Raw genomic sequence first — 26,221 nt, forward strand, 5'->3', positions numbered from 1 at the left:
TCGAGCGAGACAAACAGCGAGCCGAAAAGGTCTTTTTTGCAATCTATGCTTACGCTCCATAGCGCCTTGCTGGCGTCGCTTAATGCAAAACGACGCGGTTGCGGCCGGCGCGTTTGGCGGAATACAGAGCTTCGTCGGCGCGTTTGAAAAGTTGTCGGATCGCTTCGCCGGGAATGGAAGTCGTCACGCCGAAGCTGGCGGTTACACGAGCCGCTTCGCCAAAATCGGTTTGCTCCATTTCGATGCGAATTCGTTCCGCAAAAGCTTCGGCTGCCGCGGATGTCGTGTCGGGCAGAAGCAACAAAAATTCTTCGCCGCCCCAACGGCCCGCCTCGCCTTTTCCCCTGACATGCTTGCGCAAGATCGAAGCCGTCCGTTTCAGGACTTCGTCGCCGCAAAGATGCCCGTGCGTATCGTTGATCCGTTTGAACCAATCGATATCCAGCAGCACGATCGAGCAAGGAAGGCCGGGTTCGCCGAAAGCGAAAATATCGCCCAATAGCTCGTCCATTTTGCGCCGATTGTAGATGCCGGTCAACCCGTCCGTTTGCATCAATTCTTTCAGTTCGCGGTTGGCCTGCTCCAATTCTTCCACGACGACCCCGACAAAACGCGCCAGGCGCGCTTTCATTTCCATAGGCGGCGATTCCACGAAACTGACCTGATCTTGCACGGGCTTGGACGGCATATCGGATACGGCGCCTTCTCTCATGCCTACCGCGACCATCGTTGCGTTGTGCAGCGCCAAATCTTCGCCCCGCCCGTAAAATTCTCCGTACGTGTAAAACCCGGCGGAAGGGGCGATATCCCGAAAGCCTGCCGTTTCGAGATTCAAGCCGTCTTTCAGATAAACCTGGCGACAGTAGCAAGAGAAAACCAAAACCCCTTGCGGACGAAACCGGGCCAGCTTTTTTTGCATGTCGTAAGCGGCGGCGATAATATGCTTGGGATTGCCGTAGGTGATCCGGACTTCTTCGCCTTCATACACGTCCGCGACCAATTGAAGACTTCCGTTGGATCGGCGCAGCATAGGCACCCTCGCCAACACCGCGCCGTCGCGACTGAGCATCAACGGAAACTCCAGCATATGGTTGAAAAAGTTTTCGTCGTTTTGGATGCCCAGATATTTCTCGTAAACGCTGGCAGCCGGAACGCCGTCCAGCGTTCGGACCAGCATCGGACTTTCGGTTTCGGTAACGGTCATCGCCCGGCTTAACGGTTCCCAACCTAGACAAGGATAAGCTTCGATCTCCAGTTCGCGTCCCCGAAAAACGACCGCGACCACGCCGTCTTCATACCCTTGTTCTCCCGCAAATACGCAAGCTTCCCCGTTGTTGTCGTACGAGCTGGCGCCTGCGCCGAAAACGGGAAACGTCGGTCCCAGCCGACGCTTCATATTTTCCAGTAGACCGGCCGCGTTGATCCGCTGCGTCGTCGCATACAACTGAATGCCTTTGATCGGCGCAGCGCTTTTTTCCTTGAGAATATCGTCGGTCAGTTTGCGGCCCACCGATTGTTCTTGGCCGGGGCAGCAGGTGTAGGACAACAATTGAAGTTCAGCCGTTTCGAAAAAGGAAAACACGACTACCGTGCGGCGCAGCATCGATTCGCCTTCGTGGATCTCGCCGGCCGTGGTGATCCCGGTCACGATAGCTTGCGGCAAATATTCGGTCACTTTCCGGTGCAGATCGGGAATAGACCCCGCATCGACGCGGGAAGCGAAAAACTGAACCAGCGTGGCGCGATGCCGGGCCGCATGACGCTTAAGCTCGGCGTCTTGCAGGCAATCATCGATTTCTTCCAGGCTGCCGAGATCATAGGAAAGTTGAAGCATAATCGTCTAGCTCCTCCCGGACGCGAAGAAGGCCCGTCCCTCTCAAAAAAGGAGGATAGGCCTTCTTCGTACGTTTTGCTTCAAATTTAGTGAGGTGCGCATCCATGATGTTGAAATAATGCACACATATATTCCAGCGCCGCCAGTTCATCCTGACCGCGTGCGCTGATCCGTACGGTATTGCCATTGTGAATCGGAAGCAACATCATACCGAACAAACTTTTCACGTCCACGATCCGTTGATGATCTTCGTCACCAAAAATAAGTTTAATTTCCGATGCAAACTGCGAAGCCTGCGATGAAATCCGGAGAAGTTCGTCGCGATCGAAGTCGCCTTCGATCTTAAATTCATGTACTCTCATAGGTGGTTCTCCTTTTTCCGTTATAGCCTGATAACGCTTCCAAATTTTAGGAAAAAGCAACTTCAAACGCTATGCGCCGCTGCTTCTCCTTCTTTATATATCGGTCTTATCTCTTCAAAAGTTAGCAGGCACCGCGGGAAAAAGCAAATCCTTTTCCCGTTCGCGCTTTTTCCGCTAACACCGAATGTAATCCATGTTTGTCCATTTTCCGCACCTTTGAAACGGGATTTATTCTTCGCCTCCGCCCGCTTCTTCTTCCGGATTCGTAACCTCTTGCAATCCGAGCGTAATTCGGTCTTCCCATGTGGCAATCCCGCCGTCCCCGTCCCGAAAATCCAGCCGAACCGTTCCTGTACGCCCCGTCTGATCCTCCGCATAACGAAAGCCGATCCGCTGACCGTTCTCGTCAATAAAAAATCCATCGGTTCCGGCCTGTCCGGCTATAACGGCCTCCAAATAAGTCGATGCGATACGTTCCGGCTCAGCCGCCGGAGCCGTTCCGTCTTCTAGCTCCGCGTCCGTTCCGGTTGTCGCCTCGTCCGCCGGGGTTGTTCCCTCATTGTCCGTCGTCGTTTCTGTCGCTTCGTTATCTCCCGGATCGGCGTCCACGGACTCTTCGATCTCCGGCTCCCAGGACATCCCGGATAACGAATAGCCTGCCGGAAGCACATGCAGATCAAATTCAACGATTTGCTGGTAATCATCCCGGCTCACGGTCACTTCGACGCGCGGGCCTTCATCCTTGTCTTTGGTTTGCTTCTCGTCACCCGAGGCGTTGGAAGCCGTATCCTCCGTAGATTCCGTATCGCTCGAAGGCTCGGCCTCACCCGATTCTGCGGCGTTTGCCGACTCGTCAGCAGGTTCATCCGCGCCGAAACTTTCCGGCTCCTCTGCCGGCTGTGCGTCCGTCGATTCTGTAGGCTGCTCGGTTTGCGCCGTTTCTGTGTTGGTTGTATTCGCCATCTCATCCTCTTGCGGACCAAAACGGAGACAGCCGCCAAGCAGCAGAATGGATGCGAGTGCAGCCGCTGCGGCCCAGGGCTTCAGCCTTTTTTTGCGATCAACCATTCCTCTTGTCCCCTTCCTTTATAGACTTGCGCGAAAATTTAAAGCCTTCACGTGTTCTTTTACCACACTTCCGATAATTCGAAGCCCTTCTTCGATCCGTTCTTCCGGCACGCGCGAGAATCCGATTCGCAGCGTGTGCTGCCCACCGCCGTCCGTGAAAAAGATATCGCCTGGCGTAAACACCACGCCGAGCTTGCGACAATCTTCCAATATGACGCGAGCATCCAACCGTTCGTCCAGCTCGACAAACACATGCAGCCCGCCTTCGCCGCTCATGCTTTTCATCGGGATATGCGTGGTGCAGCCCTGAACAGCCAGTTCGTACTTGCGTTTGTACTCGGTTCTCGCCCGTTTTAAATACCGTTCAAAGTTGCCGTTGTGCAGGTACTGGTACAATAGCGCCTGGTCGAGTGTCGACGTATGAATGGTCCGCGCCCGCTTCAAGCTCTCCAGATAGCCGATCAGCTTGCGATCCGCTACGATCCAGCCTACCCGAATACCCGGAAACAGGATCTTGGAAAAGCTTCCGACATACGCGACCGAGTTGCCGGTTCCCGCGCAAGCGATCAATGGAGCCGCATGAGCGCCGGAATATCGAAGTTCTTCATTGAAGCCGTCTTCCACCACCGGAATCTCATATTCACCCAACAGCCGCAGCAACTCCATCCGTTTTTCCGGCGAAGTCACGATTCCTGTGGGGTTGTGATAAGAAGGCGTCAAATAAGCCAGATCGAAGCCCCCTTCATCCAGCGTCTGCTTCAGCTCGTCCATATTCATCCCGTCGCGATCCATACTTACGCCGACAGGCTCGAATCCATGCAGTTTCATGATCTTGATCGCTGTCTGGTGGGTCGGATTCTCGCATAAGATGCGGCCGCTTCGCTTCCCGATTGCCGTCAACAGCAGGTCAAACCCTTCGGTGAAACCGTTGGTGATCAGAATGTCTTTGCCTGACGTCTCGACGCCTTTGCCTTTCATATAGCTCATCAAATACCGCATCAGCGGCCGATATCCCTGTGCATAGCCATAGTTCAGCAGCACGTCGCCTTCAAGCGCCATCCGGTCGAGAAAAGCACGCTTGACGCCGCTCATATCGAACAACCGTTCATCGGGCGCAATACTGGTGAACGCGATCATGCCTTTTTCCCACTTGATTCCGTGCTTCATCAAATCCATCTCTTCCGATAAAAAAGCCTGCGGCCCAAGCCGCTCCGTCCACTCGATCATGCTCGGCGGTTCGTTCAGGTGTACAGCAGCACGCGACACAAAGTTACCCCGGCCTTTTACCGCTTCAATCCAGCCCGTACGCTCCAACGCTTCATACGCGCTAATGACCGTCGTTCGGCTTACGCCAAGCAATCCGGACAATTCGCGCGTGGAAGGCAGTTTATGATGCAACGGCATAACGCCCTGCGTGATCAGGGTCTCGATATATACCTTCAATTGAATATAAGCCGGACTCTCGCTTTCCGCCCTGAAATCTTTAAACATTCGCTCAACTCCTTACCCTCTATCATTCCATATCTGTTCGATAAAGAAAAGAACCGCAAGGCTTATCGTTCAAGGCGGTTGTGGCGGAATAAGGCTTTCTGATTAGCGGTCTCGTGGTATGGCCGGAAGATCGTTTGTATCGGCTATAATAGTTCTAACATTCCGATTAAAAGGTGGGCTCCCTATGCGAACAAACGAATTCAGTCAAGCAATCGGCGAACCGTTGGAAGAATACTCTCCTCCTCTTCCGCCTACGTCAACCTCGATCCAAGGAAATTTTTGTACATTAGAGAAGATATCTTTAAAGCATTTCGACGACCTGTACCGAAATGTTTACGGGCCCGAAAGCAGCGATGCGTATTGGACTTATCTGCCGCTCGAAAAGTTTTCGGACCAAAAAGACTTTAAAAATTATTTCTCCACTTTGATAAGCGCCAAAGATCCTTATTTTTTTGCAATCATAGACACCCGAAACGGCGAGGCTGTAGGTTGCTTTGCATTAATGCGAATCAATATCGAATCTAGTTCAATCGAAGTCGGATTCGTGATGTATTCGGAGCGATTAAAAAGAACGCGAATCGCTACCGAGGCACAATTTCTTCTCGCACGCTATGTATTCGAAGAATTGCGTTATCGACGTTTCGAATGGAAATGCGACAGCTTAAATGCTCCATCCAGAAAAGCAGCCTTAAGATTAGGATTCAAATATGAAGGGACTTTTAGGCAAGCTCTGGTTTACAAAAACAGAAATCGAGATACGTCTTGGTTTTCGATCATCGACAAAGAATGGCCCGAACTGAAAGTTCGATTTCAAAATTGGCTGTCGGAAAGCAACTTTGACGAGCAGGGAAATCAAATTTCGCCGTTGAATGATACGACCTCAATCTCAAGCCGCGTCACATAATCCTTCTCTTCTTTCACCGCCACATCATCGATCAGATACTCCTCATAGGAGAATTCGCCCGCTTGCAGTCCCTGTTCCTCTATCCAGTTCAGCATGTCGGTATACGTATCGTCCAGCTGCTCGTAACTGCCGTGATGATACCCCACCGCATAACGGCCTTTTCGCTTGATAAAAGTAGCCAGGCCTTCTCGTTGCCGATCCGTTTTCACGAAAAAGTAAACGGTCGGCTCCTTCTCCTTCAGCAGTTCTTCCACCGCCGTCATGGTTCCGATAAACGACGACGCATCCGATTGGGTCAGTCGATCAAACTGTCGGAATTCATTCGTCCACTCCAGATAACCCGCGCTCGGATCTCCGTCGGCAATCGGCCCGCTTCGAATCAACCGTTGCTCCTCAAGCTCCTCCAACCGGAACGCCTTCTTTTTCGCAGCCAGTCCTTCTTCCGCCAAAACAATCGTCTCTTCCAACATTCGGCGAATATCCTGCAACTTTTCGATTTCCTGCTCGATATGCGGCAGTTCCCGCTGCGCCATATCGATCATATGCTGCGGCGTCCGGTGATCCATATAATCGCGAACATCTTTCAGCGGCAGCTTGAGTTCTTTTAACCCGTGAATCAGCAAAAAGACATCCAATTGACGGTGCGAATACGAGCGGTAGCCTTTCTCATCGGTAAACGCCGGCTTCAGCAGTCCAATATCATTGTAGTGAAATAGCGTTCGCTTATTCACCCCGCACAGCTTGGCAAACTCTCCAGTCGTCAAATAAATCTCCGTTTTCCCTTTTTCCATAAAGCCCTCCTTGACTATCCGGTTACGGTATACCTTATCCTGAATCATATCAAAAATAAAGGTGATTACGATGCAAACAGAAATCAAAAAAATCTCGCCCGAAAATGTTCAAGCCGTGCTTGACCTTCGCGTCGCCCCGGATCAGACCTCTTACATCGAGAGCACCGCGCAATGTCTGGAGGAAGCACAAGAATGTTCGTTTTATGTCCCGGTTGCTTTATATGCGGAAAACGAGCTGGTCGGCTTCGCGATGTATGGATTTTTCCCTGGCGAAGATGAATCAGGTCGTGTCTGGCTGGACCGCTTCTTGATCGACAGGCGGCATCAAGGACGCGGGCTGGGACGAATCATGCTGAGCAGCCTGCTCGATCTTCTTTACGAACAATTCGGCCCCTGCGACATTTACCTTAGCTTGTACGAGGATAATCAGGGCGCACTGCGTCTATATGAAAAGTTCGGCTTTCGCTTCAACGGCGAGTTGGATATGAACGGCGAGAAAGTAATGGTTCGGCAACGAAAAATACAAGAAGACCAAAAGTTAAAGGAGACTCACACCCATGCTGCACACCCAAGAAATTCGCCGGAATACAAATGAATTGGAGCTTGCCGATCGCCTGTATCATGAAGCCTTCCCTGAAAATGAACAGATTCCGATGTCGTTCCTTCTATTCTATCTGGCCCACGGCTATCGGAATGCAAATTACCGGATGATTCATGCTTCCGAAGGCTATGAGGTTCTCTCGAAAGGCGAAGAGTTGATTCCTTACGAATTTTTGTTGTTGTTCAAAAAGTATTTGGGCTGGATGCTGTACCTTTTTTTCAAGCCAAAGCTCGTACTGTCGCAGTCTGTCTCCTCTGCACCCAATACCGGAATTTCATAAACCGTTAGGAGAACCCACACATGAATAGCTTATTTAAAAACCGCGTTTTTCTCGTCGTTGCCGGTGCCGACCTGCTTCAGCAAATCGGCATCTGGATACGCAATATGGCGCTGCTGTTCTACGTCATGGAGCAAAGCGGCAACAATCCCATCGCCGTCTCGCTGCTGACCGCGCTAGAGTATTTGCCCATCTTCTTGTTCTCGCTGATCGGAGGCACGTTCGCCGACCGCTGGAATCCGAAAAAGACGGTAATCGCAGGCGATGCCCTGAGCGCGGTCTCGATTCTGCTCATCTTACTGCTGGTTCTTGCGGGACTATGGCAGGCTGTATTCGTCGCAACCGTCGTATCGGCAATCGTCAGTCAGTTCTCCCAGCCGTCTTCCTCCGTGCTGTTCCGTCAGCATGTTCCGGCCGAACAAGTCGGCAGCGCCGTCGGCATCACGCAAAGCCTGATGGCGATCTTCACCATTCTCGGACCGATTCTAGGCACGTTCATCTATACTCAACTGGGACTAAATGCGTCGTTGATCGCACTGATCGTCGTCTTCCTGACCGCCGCGGGCATTCAACTGCTGCTGCCGGATGCCAAACGGGAAGCCCGGTCCGAAGCGACTTCCGCCTTGACCGATCTGAAAGACGGACTTCGTTATGTATGGGAGCGTTCGAATCTTCGAATCACAGCCGCTTTGTTCCTCATCAGCGGCCTGTCGATCGGGTTGACGCAGCCGCTCGACGTATTTTTGGTTATCGAACGATTGGGCCTGCCGAAAGAAGGCGTGCAGTGGCTAACCGCGTCCGAGGGTGTCGGCATGCTGGTCGGCGGTCTTGCCGCCGCTGCGGCCGCCGGTTGGATTGGCCGTTATCGTCGCGGCGTCATGACCGGGATCATGCTGATCTGGTCGGCGCTGACCTTTGTTGAAGTGTTATCCGTATGGACGCCGCTTACGGCGGGCGCGCGGGTGTTATCCGGTTTATGCGGTGCTTTTTTCCAAGTCATCTTTACGGCATTCATGATTCAGGAAGTCAAGCAGGAGTATATCGGGCGGGCCAACGGCGTGATGATTCCGATGATGATGGCGGGCATTCTGCTCGGTACCGGCATGTCGGGAATGCTGATGAACATGTCTTCGCTGTTCGTCGTGTACGGCGTCTCTTCGCTGCTCACGCTCTCATGCTGTCTGCTGACACTTCGGCTAAAACTGGATCAGCCTCATCACGCGATGAAGTCGAATGCACCGGAGAATGTATCCTATACGAAGTGAGGAGTCGATCACGTATGGAAAACAGAGGAAAAGCAGCAGGCTTCGGCGTTTTGCTCGGCATCGCGTTCGGGATCATGCTTGGCGTCGCTTTTGAAACTTTACGATGTGATTTATGATTGGCTATAAAAACCCCAAGCCGTCGATTCGCGGTTTGGGGGTTAACTTGTATGCAGAACTTCTACGATTTCCGATTCGTTTACGTAACGGCATTCGACTGATTCTGCACATATAGCAGGTCACATGCCGGAAGCCGGGGATAAAATAACCGACGACGATCGAGATCGGCCCGTATTTATTTATCCAGCTTGCAGGCGCAATAGCCGTCGAAGAAATCGCAAAGCAAGCCAAGCGAAATCAGGCAAATCGCAGGTACAAGTTCGTTTTTGAATATAAATAAAACTGCAAGAAAGCCTGACAATAGATTAGCCAACGTCAGCGCGGACGGGATCATTTTTCTCATTTATCTTCATCTCCTAATCCTTTTACGATCACCGAAGTTAATGTAACAAGCAGTTATGTCTTTTTTGTGTTGCGAAAAGAATGTCCCGTTAAGACGTCAGACGCTACATGCTATAATGCGTATACATGACTCGGAAAATAGGTGAGGAAAGAGATGAAACTGGAACGTTTGATTGCGATGGTTTATAAGTTGCTCCATCACGAAGTGTTGTCGGCAGCGGTATTGGCAGACGAATACGGCGTGTCGCAGCGTACCATTTACCGGGATATCGACGTGCTGTGCGCGGCGGGATTTCCGGTCGTGTCCGTGCTGGGGCAGCATGGCGGATACGGCATCATGGACGGTTATAAAATGGATAAAACGCTGCTCGGTTCTTACGATGTCGAGACGCTGCTTACCGTGCTGCGTAGCCTTTCCTCGGTTTTCGAAGACGAGCGGGCGCAGGGCACGATCGAACGATTGCAAACGATCTCGCCCAATTCGGACAGTGTTGCCGGATTGGCCGTAAACTTGGAAACGCGCCGCGTCGATCCCGAAGCGCTGCCCAAGCTGCGGACAGGCGTCGCGGAGCGACGGGTCGTCCGTTTCGATTATGTGCGCGCGGATAATCAGCGAACCCTTCGGGCTTTGGAACCTTTGCGCCTGCATTACAAGCACAGCAATTGGTACGTCTACGGCTTCTGCCGGACGCGCCGCGATTACCGCGAGTTTCGGTTGTCGCGCATGTTGGATGTCCGGCTGACGGAAGAAAATTTTGCTGCGCACGCCGAATATTCGCCGGATCGGCCGATAACGGTCTATAACGACGACGAACATACTTGCGACGTGGTGTTTCGCGTGTATCCAGAAGCTCTATCCGGCGCGCTCGATCAATTCCCCCAAGCGGATAAACAGTTTCACGCGGACGGGAGCCTGACGATGGGACTGCGTATTCACAAGCCGCTCGAAGCCCGCTGGCTATGGTCGATCCTGCTCGGCTTCGGGCCAGGTGCGGAAGTGTTGCAGCCGGTGGAACTGCGGTTCATTTTGCGCGAGCATCTGCAAAAAGCGCTGCTGTTGTACGACGGAAAAAAAGACTGACGCTGTAACGTGGTCAGTCTCAGGATGCGCTCGAAAGTTACGTTGGCGGGGAAGCGAGAAGACTGCGAGAGAAATTCGGTAAAGACGCTGTCTCACTCGGAAAGATGGATTGGAAGTTTTATAAGGAATTTTCCGAGTTCAAAGGCGTCTTGACCTGAATTTCTCTCTCCGTCTTCTCGCTTCCAGTTACGTTGGAGTTTCTCGGCGACTTAAGACTGACCTTACATTGTTAGTCTTTTTTTATTTTATTTATAAATGAAGCGAAAACGGAGGGGGAAATTCAGGTCAAAACGCCTTTGAACCTGGAAAGATTCCACAAAAACTTCAATCCACTTTCCAGGTGAAACAGCGGTTTGAACGAATTTAGCCCGCAGTTCCCAGCTTCTATCCGAACAGGAATTAGCTCTGAATTTTATATGCAATAAGAAGACTGACAAGCTGTTGTCAGTCTTCTTTTCGTATTCTGTTGGTGAAGACGGTTGATACTACTTAATTGAAAAGAGGTTATTTTCATGAATCACAATCCTTCTGCACAAATGTTTACTTACGACGCTTGGGCGACTCAGACGTTATTGAAACGGATTTCCGAGTTGCCGGCTTCGGTGATGCGACAAGAGGTGAATACTTCTTTTCCGACGATTGCACGGGGATTCAGCCATATGTTCGCGGTGGAAACGATCTGGTATCATGTGCTGACGGGGATGGATATGCAGCAAGCGATGAATCGGTATATGGCGCTGGAACAAGAGATGTGTGCGTTTGGCGTAGAAGAATTGGCTACAGCGTTCGACACTCTTGCGCAGCAAGTTCAAGCTTGGATTCAAGCGGAGCCTGATCTGGAAAAAAGCATTTTATTGGTAAATCCGTACACGGGGAGTCGCGAGACGCGATTGTCGGAGATCTTGCTGCATATGGTCAATCATGGGACGTATCATCGGGGGAATATTTCGGCGATGCTGAGGCAGCTCGGGCATGCTTCGACGATGACCGATTATGTGTTATTCTGGTATCAAAATCCGGTAGACGACGCGCAGGTTTATTCGAAATAAACGAGTCAAGACTGAGACCGTTGAAGAAAAGGAGTGATCAGGACGATGGAAATGCAGCCTTTGTTAACAGAGGTCAAAACGCGGGAGGATTTGCGGCGGTGGCTGGAGGAAAATCACGCTACTGAAAAATGCTGCTGGGTCTGCGTGAGCATGAAACCGAGTCCTGATACCTTGCTGTATCTGGACGTCGTCGAAGAATGTCTATGCTTCGGCTGGATCGACGGCATAAAAAAGACCGCATCGGCGGGGATCGGCATCATGCAACGCCTTTCGCCAAGAGCGCGCGGCAGTTCATGGACGGAACTCAACAAGCAGCGCGCCTTACGTTTGGAACGTCTGGGTCTGATGTCCGAGCACGGACGAAAAACTTATCCGCTCGGCGGCCTGCATGAGTTCGCGATCGACGAACAGATCGAACGCGAACTTCGCGAAGACCCGCAAACGTTCGAAAACTTTCTCGCTTTTCCCGAATCCTACCGACGGATCCGGCTCGACACGATCCAAAGCTGCCGCAAACAACCGGAATTGTTCGCAAGCCGATTGAACAAATTTCTGGATCATACGAAGCAAAATCGCATGTACGGGCAGTGGAACGACAACGGCAGATTATTGGAGTGACAAAGAGCCTGCTTCTCTTCCGAAGCAGGCTCTTTCCCAAACTCGTACTCGTTCTTTTTCAGAATCCTGTCAATGACAAGCCGCGCAAGGATGCGACTGATCCCGATCCGATTTTTCGACGACGCGATATTCCAGAACGTCGCGTAGCCCCGTTTCGTCGACCGGCTTCAACAAATAATCGACGACGCCGAGCTGAATCGCTTTTTTAATATCGTAAAAATTTTTGCAAGCCGAAATCACCAACCAGCAAATGCCGGGAAACGCGCGTTTATGCGTTTCGACGAAAGACAAGCCGTTCATCTGACGCATCTGGATTTCGGAAAACACGACAGACATCTTGTCCGACTGCATCAATTTCAGCGCTTCTTTAGGAGACGACGTTTCAAAAACGATAGAGGTCGAATCGAATTCGTATAAGGCTTGCTTGATCTTTTCTTTGACTTCGGCGTCGTCGGCAATAATCAAAGCATTCATCTTCTCCACGCTCCCACTTCCGCCTGTCCAGAAGATTCCCCCAAATCCCTATCCGGCGAACTTTAAATCCGATTATCGAAATTGTATAATAAAATGAAACGTTTTGCTTTGGAAATAGTCTATTACGCTATCAATATTGTATATTTTTATCATATATTTCAGGGAAGGATCTTCGATGTACAAACCTCTTGAAGTTTTTTCGGACCGTTCCGAAAAATTGACCTATAACCTGCCCGGTTTTCCGCTGTGTGTTTACCAAGGATCGCTGCGTTTTTACGACGCCCAAGCTTTTGATTACCATTGGCACGCCGATCTGGAATTCGTGTTGGTAGTGGAAGGCTCGATGGACTATCTGGTCAACGGCCAGACCGTGCATATCGGTACGGGAGAAGCGATCTTCGTCAACAGCAAAAGGCTGCATCGCGGTTTTTCGATCGACGGAAGCAACTGCTCGTATATTGTCGTTACCGTCCATCCGTCCTTATTGGGCGAAAGCACTTCGGCAGGCCAAACGTTTTTGGATCAGAAGTTCGGCTTGCAGGCTGACGACTTTTTGCTTTTGTCTTCCCGGGAACCTTGGCAGCAGGAGATGATCGAGCTTTTGCTTGAAATGAATCAACACATGCAAAAAGGCACAGGCAATCTGCTGCATCTTCTTTCCAAATCCGCTTATCTATGCGCCTGCGTCGCCGATCATGTCGGGGAAAAACTCATGGCTTCTATCGATACTCGCAATCTGGCTATCATTCACGACATGACGGATTATATTCATCGGCATTACGAGGACAAGCTTACGACCGACGATATCGCGGCTTCCGGGTCCATATGCCGAAGCCGATGCTGCGAACTGTTCAAAAAGCATCTGCATCTGACGCCCAACAACTATCTGGTCCGATTCCGTATTCAAAAAAGCCGCGATATGCTCAAAGAAACCAACCGCCCCGTTTCCGAAGTGGCGTTGGCCTGCGGATTTCAATCGGCGAGCTATTTTGCGTACGTCTTTCATAAGCAGATCGGGCAAACTCCGCAGGAGTTCCGCAAACAGGTTCAATAAAGGATCAGCTTGCGGTATTGAAAAAACAGGAATAAGACCGGATTTCTTTTCGGTCTTATTCCTGTTTTTGTCGAGGTCTTTTTCACAGCGCCTGATCGTCGATCCCGTTCAACCACTCTTCAATCTGCCCGATCACCGACGACACGCAGCCATCTTCGAACGGCGAGATCAGGCCTGCTTCGCGAACCAGGTTCGTGAACGACAAGCTGCCGCCGAGACCGCACAGATGTACGTAATCCGCCCAAGCCGCTTCGCGGTCTTCTCTCGAACGTTTCCAGAACTGGAACGCGCAGATTTGCGCCAGCGTGTAATCGATATAGTAGAACGGCGCGGTGAAAATATGGCTTTGTCTATGCCAAAATCCGCCGCGTTCCAAATAGTCGTTGCCTTCGTAATTCAGATGCGGCAGGTATTTATTCTCGATCTCCCGCCACGCCGTTTTGCGCTCGTCCGGCGTTGCATCCGGGTTGCCGTACACGAAATGCTGGAATTCGTCGACCGCTACGCCGTACGGAATAAATTGAAGCGCACTCGCCAGATGATTGAACAGGTATTTGTCGGTATCTTCTTTGAAAAAGTTCTCCATCCACGGCCAAGCGAAAAACTCCATGCTCATCGAATGAATCTCGGCGGACTCCATGGTTGGGAAGCAGTATGCTTTATTTTCGAATTCCCGGCTGCGGTAATCCTGGAAGCCGTGTCCCGCCTCGTGCGTAAGCACATCGATATCCGCCGACGTTCCGTTGAAGTTGGAAAAAATGAACGGCGCTTTATAATCGAACAGCATCGTGCAGTAGCCGCCGCCTGCTTTGCCTTTTTTGCTCACCAGATCCATCAGGTCGTTTTGCAGCATGAATTGGAAAAACTCGTCCGTTTCCGGCGACATTTCCCGATACATGATTTCGCCGTTTTGGACGATCCAATCCGCATCGCCTTTCGGCGTGGCATTTCCGCTTTCGAAGCTGAAGGCGTTATCGTAATAGCGCAGCGTGTCGACACCGATTCGCTTCTGCTGGCGATTGCGCAAAGAAGTTGCGGCGGGTACGATCCCGTCCAATACCTGTTTGCGGAAATTCGCGACCATCCCGGCATCGTAGTCGGTCCGCTTCATGCGATCGTACCCCATTTCCACATAACTCGGATACCCCAGCTTGCGCGCCATAGAGGTGCGGACTTTAACCAGCTCGTCGTAGATTCCGTCGAATTCGGCTTCGTGTTCTTCCATAAAAGCGTAACGCGCCTCGGAAGCTTTTTGGCGCATAGCACGGTCGGTCGACAATTCGAACGGCATCAGCTGCATCAACGTGCGCTCTTCGCCTTCGAACGGAATTTTTGCCGATGCAATCAGCATTTGATAGTTCGTCGACAGCTCATTTTCCCGTTGCAGCTCCTCAATGATTGCCGGATCGAATGTACGGCTCGAAGCATCGGCAAGAGCAAAAAGCTGCGTCCCCCACAATTGTTCGAGCTGAGGCCGGAATTCCGAAGCGATCAGCACGCGGTGGTATTCGGCTTCCATCTGCTGCACGATCGGGATATTACGGTCCATGAATGCTTTCTCTGCTTGGTAAAAAGCGTCGGTCGTATCGATCGAGTGCCGAATATTGACCAGCATGACCTGCGTGGCGATCGCCGAATACAGCTCGTTGTAAACGCGGTTAGCCGCAACTTGCGCCTCGACGTTCCCGGCAGATTCGAAAGCAGCGATCGCGGCCTCAAAATCTCGGCGGACAGCCTCGATGTCAGGACGAACATACGGAAAATCGTGAAAAGACTGCTTCATTTTTGGGTACTCCTCTTCTTTTCATTTTACGTGACAGATCTTTTGCCCCAACTTCAATAATTTTATGTAAAAAAACTGCCGTCCACACTCGGTGAACAGCAGTTTTGACGGTTACGTCGGATTATCCGAACAGGCTTATAATCTCGTTGGGTTGACGTGACCCGTCGAATTCTTTTTACAGCGCTTGGTCGTCTACGCTGTTCAGCCATTCTTCGATCGTGCCAATCACGGAGGATACGCAGCCGTCTTCGAACGGGGAGATCAGACCGGCTTCTTTGACGAGTCCGGTGAAGGATTGCGTGCCGCCCAGACCGCACAGATGGATATAATCTTTCCATGCCGCTTCGAAATCTTCTCTCGAACGCTTCCAGAATTGGAAAGCGCAGAGTTGAGCCAGCGTGTAGTCGATATAGTAGAACGGCGCGCCGTAAATATGGCCTTGCTTTTGCCAGAAACCGCCGCGTTCCAGATAATCATTGCCTTCGTAGTTCAGGTGCGGCAGATATTTCTTCTCGATTTCTCTCCAAGCACTTTTACGCTCATCCGGCGTTGCATCCGGGTTGGCGTAGACGAAATGCTGGAATTCATCGACCGAGACGCCGTAAGGAATAAACAGTAGGCTCGAAGCCAGGTGGTCAAAGCGGTACTTGTCCGTATCTTCCTTGAAGAATTTCTCCATCCAAGGCCAAGTGAAGAACTCCATGCTCATGGAATGGATCTCGGCGGATTCGTAGGTCGGCCACAGGTATTCCGGTACTTCGTGACCCCGGCTGGAATACACCTGGAAAGCGTGTCCCGCTTCGTGCGTCAGCACATCGATATCGCCGGAAGTGCCGTTGAAGTTCGAGAAGATGAACGGCGCTTTGTAATCCGGCAGATACGTGCAGTAGCCGCCGCCCGCTTTGCCTTTTTTGCTGACCAGGTCCATCAAGTCGTTTTTCAGCATGAATTGGAAAAACTCGTCCGTTTCCGGCGCCAGTTCTTTGTACATGTCTTCGCCGTTTTTCACGATCCAGTCCGGGTCGCCTTTCGGCGTCGCGTTGCCGCTTTTGAAGCTGAATCCGTTATCATAGTAACGCAGCGTATCGACGCCGATCCGGGCTTCTTGACGCTTGCGCAAGCGGGTCGCTACAGGCACGATCTCTTCTTGCACTTGCTTGCGGAAGTTCGCGACCATCTCGGCGTTGTAGTCGGTGCGCATCATACGGTCGTAGCCCATCTCGACGAAGCTTGGATAGCCGAGCTTTTTCGCGATTTTGGTACGCACTTTGACCAGTTCGTCGTAGATGCGGTCAAGTTCGGATTCTTTTTCGTTCAGGAAACCGAAACGCGCTTCCGACGCACGTTTGCGCATATCGCGATCCGTCGACAATTCGAACGGCAGCAACTGCGGCAGCGTGCGCTCTTCGCCTTCGAACGGAATTTTCGCGGACGCGATCAACTGATCGTATTCGGTCGACAGTTTATTTTCGAGCTGAAGATCTTCGATGATCTCCGGGCTGAATGTGCGGATCGCGCTTTCGGCCAACGCAAATAACTGCGTGCCCCATTTGCTTTCCAACTCGCCGCGGAATTTCGATGTGGTCAGCGCGCGGTAGTAATCGGATATGTACTCCTGCACGACCGGGCCGACTTCATCCATAAAATCCTGTTCGTTTTTGTAAAACTCGTCGGTCGTATCGATCGAATGACGGATGCTGACGAGCTGGTGCTGCGTATCAAAGCTGTTGCGCAGCGCGTTAATCTCGTGCATGACGGATTCTTGCTCCGCAACGCTCCCGGCGGCTTCGAACTTGGAAATCAATTCTTTGAAATTAATCTTCAACTGGTCAATATTTGGGCGTACGTAGTCAAACTGTTGAAAAGTCGTCACTGCGTTTCCTCCTCTGATGTACGGACTATTTTTCCAGTATAACGAGTTTAAGAACTAATCACCAGATCAAATGCAAAAAGTTTTTCGTTTTACGGCAGGTTAGTTAACATAATGAAAGTTTACGCAAAAATCGGCATAATTATCGTTTGCGGCAGACACAGATCATCGAATAGCGATCGGAAGCAAGCGGCGAACGCTGCCAATCCGAGAAAAGTCCTTCGATCTCGAACCCGGCCTGATCCAGCAAACGCTGCAACTCCTGCGGATACGTATACCGAAGATCGATACGCGTACGTTCTTCGGAACCTTTGTTTTTTCGGCGAATCGTCGTGTAATGCTGAACTTGCGTCAGCGCATCGTAACGGGCAATCGTGTACAGCCTGCTTTCGGTTCCGTCGGCTTCGACCGCGGTGCGCCAATACTCTTCGGTCTCGGGCTGCATTAATTCTTCGGTTCCGGGAAAACGGGTATCGAACAGGAATGTACCGCCTTTTTGCAGATTTTTGGACACGGCCGCAAGCAGCGCGTTCTGATCTTCGTTCGTCAAAAAATGCTGAAAGCCGTTGCCTGTCATATAAGCGAAATCCACAGGGGACGGCAAATACAGCTTCGAGATGTCTCCGGCAATCCAGTGAACTTCAACGTTTTGGGCTTTCGCTTTGCGGCGCGCCAGCTCCAACATCCCTTCATGCAGATCGACGCCGATCACGCTGTAGCCGTTCTCCGCGAGCGGAATCGCTGTACGTCCGGTGCCGCAAGCAATTTCGAGCACGATGCTGCCTGCCGCCTTCGCGTATTCGAGCAGCATCGGCAGTTCCGGTTTCCAATGTTCGTTTTCCAGGTCATAGCGTTCGGGATTTGCGTATTCTTCATTATTTTCGTGCAAATCGAAAAGTTCGGATGGGTTCGACAATTGATCTTCGCTCCTTCGTTATGCGATCAGCCCTGCTTTTGGGAGCAGGGCTGATCGCATATTGTTTTCGATTGTAGCCGCAGAAATCGATCTTGTCCATACCGACATCAAACGATCGATCCGCGCGCTGACGGTCAAGATACGGAAGGCGTCTTTTTTTGATTCTCCGACACTCCGGACCGGATCGCTTCCAGCAGCAGTCCCGTCCGATCGCATCGGTACTCCCAGAACATTACGCCGCCAAGTTTTTCCTGTATCACGTAACGGCATTTCCAATGAATCGATTCCTCGTCGTCATAGGTGATAAAAGTGCCGCCGTCATGTTCGCCTCCGTCGTACAGGTAAGGCGCTTTGGCTTCGTCGTCCCAAAATCTACGGAATCCTCCGCGGTCGATATAGGCGTCATGCAGTTCCGTGAATTCCGGGCCGTACCCGCCGCTGCTTGACGCCATCTGATGCAAGCCGTTGTTCGCGCTCGGCACGCCTTTCCACATCCGGGAGTAAAAAGCCACGCCGATCACGATCTTCGATCTCGGTACGCCGGCATTGACGAACAGGTTGACCGAAGCTTCGACGCTGATTCGGAACAAATCCCCGGTCGGCGTATGCAGATTGGTATGATGCCCCGTCAGCACTTGGAAACCGCCGCGCATATCGTAGGTCATCAATTGGACATAGTCGAGGTATTGCTGGGCCTCGTCCATATGCGTGCCGTCGATATAATATTGATCGGCACCCGCCGCGATCGTCAGCAAGTAATGCCGTCCGTCGGAAGCGCCGCGAGCGTCGAACGCTTCGCGGATCGTACGCAGCAGATGCGTGAAGTTTTCGCGGTCGGCCGGATCGGCTCCGATCCCCGCTTCGCCGTAGCACGGATACTCCCAGTCGAGATCGATCCCGTCCAAGCCGTAAGCGTCGATAGCAGCTAGCGAAGATTCCGCCATACGGCGGCGTGCGGCTTCGCTGGCTGCCGCTTCGGAAAAGCCGCCCGCGCTCCAACCGCCTACCGACAGCAAGACCAGGACGCTCGGGTGTTCTTTTTTCAGACGGGCGATTTCGGCCATGTTATGCAGATGATCGGTCACGATTTTATCGTTTTGCACATGGCCGAACGCGATATTGATATGAGTCAGCTTGAGCAGGTCTTCCGTTTTGAGGTCCGGCAGGTCGTTATGGCCGACATAGCCAACCGTACGAACAGCTTTTGAATGTATAGCTTGAGCAGATAGCGGGTCGGTCATGTCATTTCCTCTTTTCCGTAAAATAGCGATACACGAAAACTAAGCACGCACCGTGCGCAAAATACTTAAAGCTTCACTGCAACTGCCGGGCTTGTAGCCGGATTCGGCGTAGCGGATATTTTGCTGCGCGTCCAATACAAAAAGATGCGGATATTCGGTACCCGGCGGCGGACACACGGCACTCATTGCCGCAAAAGCCTCGCCGGAAGCATCGCCAGCGAAGATCGCTCCTGTCGGCAAAGGCTTGGGGATAAACGGTGTAATTTCTTCCCTATTGATGCCTTGATCGCTTACGATAAACACCAAAGGCACATGTTCGGCTTCAAGCTCCGCTCGCATTTCGCCAGCTTCGCGTAGCAAATGCCGGGTCGGCTCCAGTCGGTAATCGATCCAGGCCACCAGTGCGCCATCGCTGCCGACAAGATCGGACAACGTAGTTGCAGTTCCGTCCGAAAGGGTCAGCCGAGAACGATCGGGGGCGATGCCGAGCATCGGTATCGCTTCTTCAGGTTGTCGGAAGATCGGGGTAAGCGTCGTTTCCTGTTCAGGTCGGATCACGAAATAAAACATCCGTCCAAGCACGCGACCGTTTTGCAAACGAATGCCCGTCGTCATGCGGTATTCGCCCGCTTCCAGCTCGAAAGGCTGCGCATACACGTCTTTTTCGCGAAACGGATAATTCAATGTATGATACAAACCGTTTTCCAGACGGGCCAGGGTAAAGTTTTCCCGGTAAGAAGCTTCAACCGCAACGGCTGCATCCGAATTTTCGAGATTCGGCAGCAGACGCAACGTGCCGCGCATCGGGACCGGCTCGCGATCCGAAAGCTCGTCTGTCGTCGCAACCAACGCTTCAGTCTCACCCCCGCTAACTCCCGCTTCGTTCTTAACGGCTGGTTCCGGACGCTTCAGATCGATCCATACTTCGCCTACCCTAGCCTGCGGCCGCTGCGTCGCAGGATGCAATCGAGCCGGAATGCCTAGGCTGCGGCAAAGGCCCACCAGCAAAATCTCAACCGACTCCCGGTCGCCCGCCTTCAACGTAAAAGTCCCGAGTGGCGACGCTTTGCCCGGTACAGGAGTCAGATCGTCGCGCACGCTCCATCCATCGGCGATCCGCCGAGCCAACAACTGCGGATCGGCCCGGAATTCCGTCTGTTCCCCGATTGAAAAAGCGGCTCGCAGCTTCTCGCGGTAAGGGGTCAGACGCTCCCACCTCACACGCGGGCAGAACACGTCCGAAACGAAAAGCTCGCTAGAAATTTCGCCAGCACAATGCTGTTCGTAATCGCGCAAAGCTTGCAGACCGCCGAGCAGATGATCCTCCAACGTGTCTTGCTCGATATCGATCATGTCTTTGGCAGTCAGGCTTTCCAGCAATCGCAGCGGCCATTCGCCGTGCCCGGGCACATATTTGTTCAAAAAAGCCGCAATCTCGCCGTGATTTCCCCGCGCGTCACTCAGCACTTTGAACAGGCGATCCGTTTCCAGTCCCCATTGCTTGGCCAGCACCCCGGCTTGCGTTTCGCCAACAAAAGTGGATTCGTAGGCAGCGCGTATCCGCTCGCCTTCAGCCGTACGCCGGCGATGGATATCCAACGCTTGTTCGCTCAGCGTTTCCTGATCTGACGGAGCAGGAATTTCTTTGGGCGGCGTCAGATCAAAGTCGACTGCGTCTTCCGGCTGTCCGCTGCGGTTCAGCGTCAGTGTGATGTGCTGCTCCGGCGAGTTCTCGCCGCTACCGTCGATCAGAACTTCCGCCCAACTGCCCTTCGATGACGCGCGAACGACCAAATCACCGTATCCGGTTAGAAAAGAAGCCTTGCCTCTATCGTCCGTTCGTACCGAAGCGATCGGATGCAGCTCCGCGTAATTGTAAAGTTGAAACTGCACTTCGGCTCCCGCAACAGATCCACCCGAAGCATCCTCTACATGTACAAAAAGCGTCCGCACAGGCGCGTAGTTTGCAAGCAGATTGATTTCGGTATGCGCCCCGTCCGTATACGTGACCGGCTCGGGTCCGTCGTATCCGGCAGGAACGCGGGTGTGGACGAGCATCGCCCGGCGGGCCGGGCCGTCGAACCAGCCTTTGTCGAGCTGCGCTTCCGGTTCGCAAGCTCCGATAAAATGCCATTTGCCGTCTGCCCACGCTTCCACCCAGGCATGGTTGTCATCGACATGCGCCCAACGCGGCGTGTAACACTGGCGCGCCGGGATGCCGATACTGCGCAGCGCCGCGGTCGTAAGCGTCGATTCTTCGCCGCAGCGTCCTTTTGCGCTAACGATCATGCCAAGCGGCGATATGGTGCGAGCATCGCTGCCGGTATACGTCGCTTTTTCATAGCACCAGTAATTGGTCTCCAACACCGCTTCGCTCATCGACAACGTGCGAACGCGCTCGGTCAACTCGCTTGCGATCACGCCGCGATAATCTTCGATCCGTTCATTGTTGATGCGCGGAGGAAGCACGTAATGCAAAAACAATTCATCCGGCACCTTGTTTCCCCACGGCATCGTACGGCGCATCCGCAAAGCGTGCCGAACATGGCTTAAAAATAGCTTCCCGTCGTAATCGGCCAGATCGTTGATCGGCATATGCGCGTACAGAAAAATCAAAGCCAAACGTTCTTCGTCGCTTAAATGTTCCTCGTCCAATACGCCAAACAGTTCCTGCTCGCGTGCAGACGCCAATGTCCGACGCTGCTCGAACGCTTCATTGATCGCGGCAAGCTGCTTGGGAGTTAGCGAAAAAACATCGTTCGCGACGCTGCTTGGCAGATGTCCGATCTTCGACTTGCCTTCGTCCGTTTTCATCGCAAGCTCACTCCTTCCATAGATTTCCGTCTTCGCGTATCCAGTAGAACCCGCTTCCGTCCGCCGACGCCGCCCGAATCCGGAACGAGTGGGTTGTCGTCTCGATTAACGGAGCGTCCGCCGAACGTCCCCATGCCGCAAGTTCGCCGCCTTCGTCGCCGTTTTCCAAGAGCGGTGCCAGATCGGCCGAGAATGTTCCAAAACGTTCGTAATGATTCCGCTGGCGGTAATAGAGCCGACGCAGCTTCCACTTCACGTACTCGTCGGCCGGAAGCTCGAACGAACGCTCGGCGTCACCCGATTGCTCGTCCGCCACGAATTGCACGAAGCCCCACATTTCCGGGTAGTGCATATTGACCAAGCCTTGCGGCGACCAGACCCAGTTATCTTCGGGAAACGGACGACCATTCTCGGGATTGATGGTTTTCCGATACTCGCCTTCTTCCTTATCGACCTGCCACTGCACCCGAGAAAAGTTCACCCGCCAATATTGTCCGGCTTGCGGCGGCTTTTGCCCTTCCGCGCATTCGCGCAAAATATTCCACGGCATCGCGATCTCCACGCTCCAGCTTCGGTTGTCCGCGTCGGGGTCGTTCAGCTTGCCGTCGATATGTACCGCCGTGCGCAAGCCGCGAATATCCCAACCGTTTACCGGCGGGCCTCCGTCGCGGTAAGGCGTGACCAACATCAGATCCCACACCGTATTCAGCGCATTGATCTCGAACTCGTAATACTGGTGCGTGTCGCCGTCGGGATCGATAAAAATCTCGAAGTCGTTGTCGTAAAAAATGACCGATTCCCGCTCCGTCAGCGTCGCCCAGATCTCGTCTTCTTCCAGCTCCGCGCCGAAATAAAAATACTCGTCGTCCCATAACATTTTGACTCGCGTACGTTTCCAGGGCTTTGGCTTCAGATCGCCTTCGATATCGACGAAGTCTTCGGTCCACGGCGCGTCGGCCCAGAACTCTTTGTCCAACTTTCCGTCCGGTTCAAGGTTGCCCGGCGCACGCTTGCAGCGATACGACAGCGGCGCGAAAGGAATCGCCGGTTCCGGCATCCCGCTCAAATTCATTTGCAGTCCTCCTGTCCAATATTCGTGGTCGTTCTACTCCAACCGAATGGCCAATGCGATCGGCGCGCCGGCCGCGTCCGCCGATTCCGGCAGCGTCACGACCACGCCCGCTTCCGTGCCGCGCAGCGGCAGTTCGCCGTCCGTTCCGACCAACGAAGCCCGTTTGAACTCGCCTATCGCCGGAATCACAAGCTCGTTTTCTACGGTTTCGCCTTCTTCGTACAAACGGATCGCGTAGACGGCACCGCCTTTGCGCGTAAACCGAATCTTTTTATCCTCGGAAACGTAAGGTTCGCAAATCCGCGTCCCGTAGATCGCTTCGCCGTTGACGTTGAGCCATGCGCCCAAGCCTTTCATGCCTTCAATCGCCGCTCTCGGCAAACGCCCGTCCGGCTGCGGCCCGACGTTGAGCGCCAGATTGCCGCCTTTCGCCACGATCTCGACCAGCAGATGCACCAGTTCGCGCACGCTTTTGTAGCGATCTTCGTAATTGAACGAAAACGATGTGCCCATCGTGATGCAGCTTTCCCACGGCACGTTCAGCGGACGCTCGGGCAGCGTTTGCTCGGGGGTGATGATATTTTCGTACGCGCCGCCCACCGTCCGGTCGGCCGACAACAGCCACGGCTGATGTTCGCGGCGAATCGTGTCTACCAGTTCGCCCAGCCGAATATCCTGACCGCTGCGCTCGTTGACCCAACCCGCGTCCAGCCACAGCATATCGATCCGTCCGTAACGCGTCATCAGCTCGGTGATCTGTTCATGCGTGAAGCGGACGAACTTTTCCCATAGCCACGGATACTCTTTTGGGTCGTAAGACGGGCCGCGCCACATCTTCTCGCCGCGTTCCATGCCTGGCGCCCAGTAATCTTGCGTATGCCAATCCGCTTTGGAGAAATAAGTCGAAATCGCAAGCCCGCGCGCCCGGAACGCATCGAACAGATTCCGGCAAATGTCCGCGTATTTGTGCCGATGAAACGGCGTATCCGGCCCGGTGATGCGGTAGTCCGTCGTATGCGTGTCCCACATGCAGAATCCGTCATGGTGCTTGGTCGTGAACGTCAAATATTTGAACCCGCCTTCGGCGGCCAGATCGGCCCAAACCTCAGGTTGGAAGCGTATCGGGTTGAAAGTTTTATCCAGATCGAAATATTCGCGCTTCAATTCTTCGCCGTCCACGCCCCAGTCGATACAGTCTCTCGCCCAATCCGCGTCGCCGTCGCTGAGCGCCCACGACTCCACCACGCCGAGCTGCGAATACGGTCCCCAGTGCATCATCAGCCCCAGCTTCTGGTCTTTGAACCACTCCAGCCGTTCGAGGATCAGCGGATCTTCCGGCTTCACCCATTCGTCTTCGCTGCTATAATTGTGTACGCCTTCGTGAACCACGTTTTCTTCGGTTTCCAATGTTTCTTCCGTCATTTTCGGATCTGTCATCGCCGCATCGGCCTCCTTGATAAAACGAGAAGCGAACAATGAAAACGGAGTCCCCGCTTCATCCTTCGCCTCTTCGATTTGTTTCTTAGACGAAGCGCCGTTTTGGATTTCAAACGACGCTTGCCGCATTTTTTTATACATTCATAGATCGTTTACTGCGCGTTTTCGCTGTTCCACTGATCGTACGCTTCCTGATAGATTTCCACGATGCGGTCGCTGCCCATCTTTTTGAGCTGCGCCACGTAGGCATCCCAGTTGCTCAGCGGTTCTTGTCCCGTAACGAACTTCGCTTCCATCTGCTCCACGTACGTGTTCAGATCGGACAACAGCGCGGACACTTCCGTTTGCGCGTCGTTGGTCAGATACACGTTCGGGAACGGAATTTTGGCGATCGGCACGAGTTTTTCTTCGTTTTGCTGCACGACCCAGTCTTCCACTTCGCTACGCAGGCCGTTGGTCAGATCCGGGATATTGACGCCCGGCGTCACGATGCCGTAGTTCGGCGTCAGCGTCGCGCGGAATTCTTCGCGGTCGCCGCCGTTCGGCACTTCGAGATACTTTTTCTCATGCGTCGCTTCGTCCACGTAATCCCACATCATGCCTTGCGGGCCTTGCGTCCACAGCGTCGCGCCGTCATACCCGTATTGATAATCGATCCAGCGCATGCTGGCTTCCGGGTTCGGGTTCGTGACCGAGATTGCGAACGTGCCGTTGGAAGACATGCCCGGGTGTTTGCCGTAAACCGGCGTATCCGCGATTTCGCTGCTGACCGGCGTCATCATCGGGTCCTGCATGGTTTCTTCGGTTCCACCCAACGTGAAGTACGGATAGAAGTCGCTGAACAGCGCAAGTTGGTTTTTCGCGCCTTTGGCTTTTTTCTGCTCATCGGTTTGCGAGAACGTCTCGTGATCCAGCAAGTCTTCGTTCCACAGCTTGTTGAGGAAGGTCAGATAGCCTTTGTACCCTTCTTCCTGCGGCGTGTAGTGGACTTTGCCGTCTTTGTCCGCGTAATACACTTCGTTATAGATGCCCCAGAAGCCGAGGAAGTACATCCGCAGATCGTCCAGTTTGACCGAAGTCAGCGGAATTTCGTCGGCTTGGCCGTTGCCGTTCGGGTCTTCGGTTTTGACTCTTTTCAGATAGTCGTACAATTCGTCGGTCGTTTTCGGTTCTTCGACGCCCAGCGTTTCCAGGAATTCGCCGTTGTACCACATCGGGCCGCGGTACCAGACCGCTGTCGTGTCGATAAACGGCAACGCGTAGATATGACCGTCCGTCGTGGTGATCGATTTGCGTACGTTCGGGTTTTCGTCGAGGATTTTTTTCAGGTTGGGCGCGTAATTGTCGATCAGATCTTCAAGCGGTACAAGTTGTCCCTGCGTACCGTAGCTGACCTGCTCGGCCGGCGTGATATCCGCGGCGTACAGAATATCCGGCAGCTCGCCGCTGGCGAAGACCAGATTCTTTTTCGTTGGGAAACTGTCGATTGGCGCGGTCTGGAACTCGATCTTGATATTGGACAGCTTCTCCATCTCTTCGATGACCGGCATCGTATCCCACGGCGCCATATCGGCGCTCGGCGCGAACACGCTCAGCGTAATCGGCTGTTCGACGATCGGGAATCCGTCCTTGCTCACCGTACCGCCTGTTTCCGCTGCCGATTCCGTCGACGATCCACCGGATTGACAGGCCGAAGCCAGCACCGAGAACAACAACAAACCGGATAATGCGACTGCTCCTTTTTTACGTCCCTTTTTCAT

General features: G+C 53.0%; 23 protein-coding genes and 1 pseudogene. 8 read left to right on the top strand and 16 right to left on the bottom strand.

The window, feature by feature from the left end:
• Window positions 1–79: 79 nt before the first annotated feature.
• From WKI47_RS24925 to WKI47_RS24940, 4 genes are all read right to left on the bottom strand, one after another.
• Entirely contained in the window at window positions 80–1,834 is a 1,755-nt protein-coding gene (locus tag WKI47_RS24925) for a GGDEF domain-containing protein (protein ID WP_340229915.1), read from the bottom strand.
• Between the two features lie 86 nt (window positions 1,835–1,920).
• Window positions 1,921–2,196 carry an HPr family phosphocarrier protein gene (locus WKI47_RS24930; protein WP_340229916.1) on the bottom strand — a complete coding sequence of 92 codons (276 nt, stop codon included), beginning with the start codon at window positions 2,194–2,196 and terminating at the stop codon, window positions 1,921–1,923.
• A gap of 228 nt (window positions 2,197–2,424) precedes the next feature.
• On the bottom strand, window positions 2,425–3,264 hold the full coding sequence (locus WKI47_RS24935) for a hypothetical protein (RefSeq protein WP_340229917.1): 840 nt from the start codon (window positions 3,262–3,264) through the stop codon (window positions 2,425–2,427).
• A gap of 18 nt (window positions 3,265–3,282) precedes the next feature.
• Window positions 3,283–4,755, bottom strand: a complete 1,473-nt coding sequence (locus WKI47_RS24940; RefSeq protein ID WP_340229918.1) for a PLP-dependent aminotransferase family protein — start codon at window positions 4,753–4,755, stop codon at window positions 3,283–3,285.
• A gap of 184 nt (window positions 4,756–4,939) precedes the next feature.
• Between WKI47_RS24940 and WKI47_RS24945 the strand changes: the two genes are divergently transcribed.
• Window positions 4,940–5,659 carry a GNAT family protein gene (locus WKI47_RS24945; RefSeq protein ID WP_340229919.1) on the top strand — a complete coding sequence of 240 codons (720 nt, stop codon included), beginning with the start codon at window positions 4,940–4,942 and terminating at the stop codon, window positions 5,657–5,659.
• On the opposite strand, the gene WKI47_RS24950 is transcribed toward WKI47_RS24945, so the two are convergent.
• Window positions 5,608–6,450: a MerR family transcriptional regulator gene (locus tag WKI47_RS24950; protein ID WP_340229920.1), complete on the bottom strand. Its 843-nt coding sequence runs from the start codon at window positions 6,448–6,450 to the stop codon at window positions 5,608–5,610. The genes WKI47_RS24945 and WKI47_RS24950 overlap by 52 nt on opposite strands.
• A gap of 70 nt (window positions 6,451–6,520) precedes the next feature.
• Between WKI47_RS24950 and WKI47_RS24955 the strand changes: the two genes are divergently transcribed.
• Genes WKI47_RS24955 through WKI47_RS24965 form a run of 3 tightly spaced genes read left to right on the top strand, consistent with a single transcriptional unit; the run spans window position 6,521 to window position 8,593 of the window.
• Window positions 6,521–7,045: a GNAT family N-acetyltransferase gene (locus tag WKI47_RS24955; protein ID WP_340229921.1), complete on the top strand. Its 525-nt coding sequence runs from the start codon at window positions 6,521–6,523 to the stop codon at window positions 7,043–7,045.
• A complete protein-coding gene (locus WKI47_RS24960; RefSeq protein ID WP_340229922.1) occupies window positions 7,008–7,331 on the top strand; it encodes a hypothetical protein in 324 nt (107 codons plus the stop codon). The genes WKI47_RS24955 and WKI47_RS24960 overlap by 38 nt, the downstream gene beginning before the upstream one ends.
• 20 nt (window positions 7,332–7,351) lie before the next feature.
• Window positions 7,352–8,593: an MFS transporter gene (locus tag WKI47_RS24965; RefSeq protein ID WP_340229923.1), complete on the top strand. Its 1,242-nt coding sequence runs from the start codon at window positions 7,352–7,354 to the stop codon at window positions 8,591–8,593.
• A 198-nt stretch (window positions 8,594–8,791) separates the two neighbouring features.
• Here the strand turns inward: WKI47_RS24965 and WKI47_RS26245 are convergent.
• Window positions 8,792–8,896: pseudogene (locus tag WKI47_RS26245) on the bottom strand (DedA family protein); the annotation flags it as partial.
• Window positions 8,886–9,053 carry a CDP-alcohol phosphatidyltransferase family protein gene (locus tag WKI47_RS24970; protein ID WP_340229924.1) on the bottom strand — a complete coding sequence of 56 codons (168 nt, stop codon included), beginning with the start codon at window positions 9,051–9,053 and terminating at the stop codon, window positions 8,886–8,888. The pseudogene WKI47_RS26245 and the gene WKI47_RS24970, both read right to left, overlap by 11 nt.
• Before the next feature lie 153 nt (window positions 9,054–9,206).
• Between WKI47_RS24970 and WKI47_RS24975 the strand changes: the two genes are divergently transcribed.
• The 3 genes from WKI47_RS24975 to WKI47_RS24985 all read left to right on the top strand — a co-directional run bounded on the left by WKI47_RS24975 (window position 9,207) and on the right by WKI47_RS24985 (window position 11,800).
• Entirely contained in the window at window positions 9,207–10,133 is a 927-nt protein-coding gene (locus WKI47_RS24975; RefSeq protein WP_340229925.1) for a YafY family protein, read from the top strand.
• Between the two features lie 512 nt (window positions 10,134–10,645).
• Window positions 10,646–11,182 (top strand): DinB family protein, encoded by a 537-nt coding sequence (locus WKI47_RS24980; protein WP_340229926.1) that lies wholly within the window; start codon window positions 10,646–10,648, stop codon window positions 11,180–11,182.
• A 45-nt stretch (window positions 11,183–11,227) separates the two neighbouring features.
• A complete protein-coding gene (locus WKI47_RS24985; RefSeq protein ID WP_340229927.1) occupies window positions 11,228–11,800 on the top strand; it encodes a YdeI/OmpD-associated family protein in 573 nt (190 codons plus the stop codon).
• 69 nt (window positions 11,801–11,869) lie between these two features.
• Here WKI47_RS24985 and WKI47_RS24990 read toward each other — a convergent pair whose 3' ends face one another.
• Window positions 11,870–12,274 carry a response regulator gene (locus WKI47_RS24990; protein WP_340229928.1) on the bottom strand — a complete coding sequence of 135 codons (405 nt, stop codon included), beginning with the start codon at window positions 12,272–12,274 and terminating at the stop codon, window positions 11,870–11,872.
• A 175-nt stretch (window positions 12,275–12,449) separates the two neighbouring features.
• Here WKI47_RS24990 and WKI47_RS24995 point away from each other — a divergent pair, with 175 nt between their 5' ends.
• On the top strand, window positions 12,450–13,328 hold the full coding sequence (locus tag WKI47_RS24995) for an AraC family transcriptional regulator (RefSeq protein WP_340229929.1): 879 nt from the start codon (window positions 12,450–12,452) through the stop codon (window positions 13,326–13,328).
• A gap of 82 nt (window positions 13,329–13,410) precedes the next feature.
• On the opposite strand, the gene WKI47_RS25000 is transcribed toward WKI47_RS24995, so the two are convergent.
• The 8 genes from WKI47_RS25000 to WKI47_RS25035 all read right to left on the bottom strand — a co-directional run bounded on the left by WKI47_RS25000 (window position 13,411) and on the right by WKI47_RS25035 (window position 26,221).
• Complete coding sequence (locus WKI47_RS25000) at window positions 13,411–15,111, bottom strand: M3 family oligoendopeptidase (RefSeq protein ID WP_340229930.1); 1,701 nt, start codon at window positions 15,109–15,111, stop codon at window positions 13,411–13,413.
• Between the two features lie 175 nt (window positions 15,112–15,286).
• On the bottom strand, window positions 15,287–16,984 hold the full coding sequence (locus WKI47_RS25005) for a M3 family oligoendopeptidase (RefSeq protein ID WP_340229931.1): 1,698 nt from the start codon (window positions 16,982–16,984) through the stop codon (window positions 15,287–15,289).
• A gap of 139 nt (window positions 16,985–17,123) precedes the next feature.
• On the bottom strand, window positions 17,124–17,897 hold the full coding sequence (locus WKI47_RS25010; protein ID WP_340229932.1) for a class I SAM-dependent methyltransferase: 774 nt from the start codon (window positions 17,895–17,897) through the stop codon (window positions 17,124–17,126).
• Between the two features lie 134 nt (window positions 17,898–18,031).
• The gene (locus WKI47_RS25015) at window positions 18,032–19,138 is read right to left on the bottom strand and encodes a glycoside hydrolase family 18 protein (RefSeq protein WP_340229933.1); all 1,107 of its coding nucleotides are present in this window, start codon (window positions 19,136–19,138) and stop codon (window positions 18,032–18,034) included.
• Window positions 19,139–19,177: 39 nt separating this feature from the next.
• Window positions 19,178–21,952: a transglutaminase domain-containing protein gene (locus WKI47_RS25020; protein WP_340229934.1), complete on the bottom strand. Its 2,775-nt coding sequence runs from the start codon at window positions 21,950–21,952 to the stop codon at window positions 19,178–19,180.
• 7 nt (window positions 21,953–21,959) lie between these two features.
• Window positions 21,960–23,024: a carbohydrate-binding family 9-like protein gene (locus tag WKI47_RS25025; RefSeq protein WP_340229935.1), complete on the bottom strand. Its 1,065-nt coding sequence runs from the start codon at window positions 23,022–23,024 to the stop codon at window positions 21,960–21,962.
• Window positions 23,025–23,057: 33 nt separating this feature from the next.
• Window positions 23,058–24,446 carry an alpha-L-fucosidase gene (locus WKI47_RS25030; protein WP_425355512.1) on the bottom strand — a complete coding sequence of 463 codons (1,389 nt, stop codon included), beginning with the start codon at window positions 24,444–24,446 and terminating at the stop codon, window positions 23,058–23,060.
• Window positions 24,447–24,613: 167 nt separating this feature from the next.
• On the bottom strand, window positions 24,614–26,221 hold the full coding sequence (locus WKI47_RS25035) for an ABC transporter substrate-binding protein (RefSeq protein WP_340229937.1): 1,608 nt from the start codon (window positions 26,219–26,221) through the stop codon (window positions 24,614–24,616).

Origin of the sequence: Saccharibacillus sacchari (assembly GCF_037722395.1) — a bacterium.
Classification (GTDB): domain Bacteria; phylum Bacillota; class Bacilli; order Paenibacillales; family Paenibacillaceae; genus Saccharibacillus; species Saccharibacillus sacchari_A.

Excerpts from the sequence above, each read along its gene's own strand:
- WKI47_RS24925 (WP_340229915.1), bottom strand. The coding sequence starts at position 1,834 with ATGCTTCAACTTTCCTATGATCTCGGCAGCCTGGAAGAAATCGATGAT.
- WKI47_RS24930 (WP_340229916.1), bottom strand. The coding sequence starts at position 2,196 with ATGAGAGTACATGAATTTAAGATCGAAGGCGACTTCGATCGCGACGAA.
- WKI47_RS24935 (WP_340229917.1), bottom strand. The coding sequence starts at position 3,264 with ATGGTTGATCGCAAAAAAAGGCTGAAGCCCTGGGCCGCAGCGGCTGCA.
- WKI47_RS24940 (WP_340229918.1), bottom strand. The coding sequence starts at position 4,755 with ATGTTTAAAGATTTCAGGGCGGAAAGCGAGAGTCCGGCTTATATTCAA.
- WKI47_RS24945 (WP_340229919.1), top strand. The coding sequence starts at position 4,940 with ATGCGAACAAACGAATTCAGTCAAGCAATCGGCGAACCGTTGGAAGAA.
- WKI47_RS24950 (WP_340229920.1), bottom strand. The coding sequence starts at position 6,450 with ATGGAAAAAGGGAAAACGGAGATTTATTTGACGACTGGAGAGTTTGCC.
- WKI47_RS24955 (WP_340229921.1), top strand. The coding sequence starts at position 6,521 with ATGCAAACAGAAATCAAAAAAATCTCGCCCGAAAATGTTCAAGCCGTG.
- WKI47_RS24960 (WP_340229922.1), top strand. The coding sequence starts at position 7,008 with ATGCTGCACACCCAAGAAATTCGCCGGAATACAAATGAATTGGAGCTT.
- WKI47_RS24965 (WP_340229923.1), top strand. The coding sequence starts at position 7,352 with ATGAATAGCTTATTTAAAAACCGCGTTTTTCTCGTCGTTGCCGGTGCC.
- WKI47_RS24970 (WP_340229924.1), bottom strand. The coding sequence starts at position 9,053 with ATGAGAAAAATGATCCCGTCCGCGCTGACGTTGGCTAATCTATTGTCA.
- WKI47_RS24975 (WP_340229925.1), top strand. The coding sequence starts at position 9,207 with ATGAAACTGGAACGTTTGATTGCGATGGTTTATAAGTTGCTCCATCAC.
- WKI47_RS24980 (WP_340229926.1), top strand. The coding sequence starts at position 10,646 with ATGAATCACAATCCTTCTGCACAAATGTTTACTTACGACGCTTGGGCG.
- WKI47_RS24985 (WP_340229927.1), top strand. The coding sequence starts at position 11,228 with ATGGAAATGCAGCCTTTGTTAACAGAGGTCAAAACGCGGGAGGATTTG.
- WKI47_RS24990 (WP_340229928.1), bottom strand. The coding sequence starts at position 12,274 with ATGAATGCTTTGATTATTGCCGACGACGCCGAAGTCAAAGAAAAGATC.
- WKI47_RS24995 (WP_340229929.1), top strand. The coding sequence starts at position 12,450 with ATGTACAAACCTCTTGAAGTTTTTTCGGACCGTTCCGAAAAATTGACC.
- WKI47_RS25000 (WP_340229930.1), bottom strand. The coding sequence starts at position 15,111 with ATGAAGCAGTCTTTTCACGATTTTCCGTATGTTCGTCCTGACATCGAG.
- WKI47_RS25015 (WP_340229933.1), bottom strand. The coding sequence starts at position 19,138 with ATGACCGACCCGCTATCTGCTCAAGCTATACATTCAAAAGCTGTTCGT.
- WKI47_RS25020 (WP_340229934.1), bottom strand. The coding sequence starts at position 21,952 with ATGAAAACGGACGAAGGCAAGTCGAAGATCGGACATCTGCCAAGCAGC.
- WKI47_RS25025 (WP_340229935.1), bottom strand. The coding sequence starts at position 23,024 with ATGAATTTGAGCGGGATGCCGGAACCGGCGATTCCTTTCGCGCCGCTG.
- WKI47_RS25030 (WP_425355512.1), bottom strand. The coding sequence starts at position 24,446 with ATGACGGAAGAAACATTGGAAACCGAAGAAAACGTGGTTCACGAAGGC.
- WKI47_RS25035 (WP_340229937.1), bottom strand. The coding sequence starts at position 26,221 with ATGAAAAAGGGACGTAAAAAAGGAGCAGTCGCATTATCCGGTTTGTTG.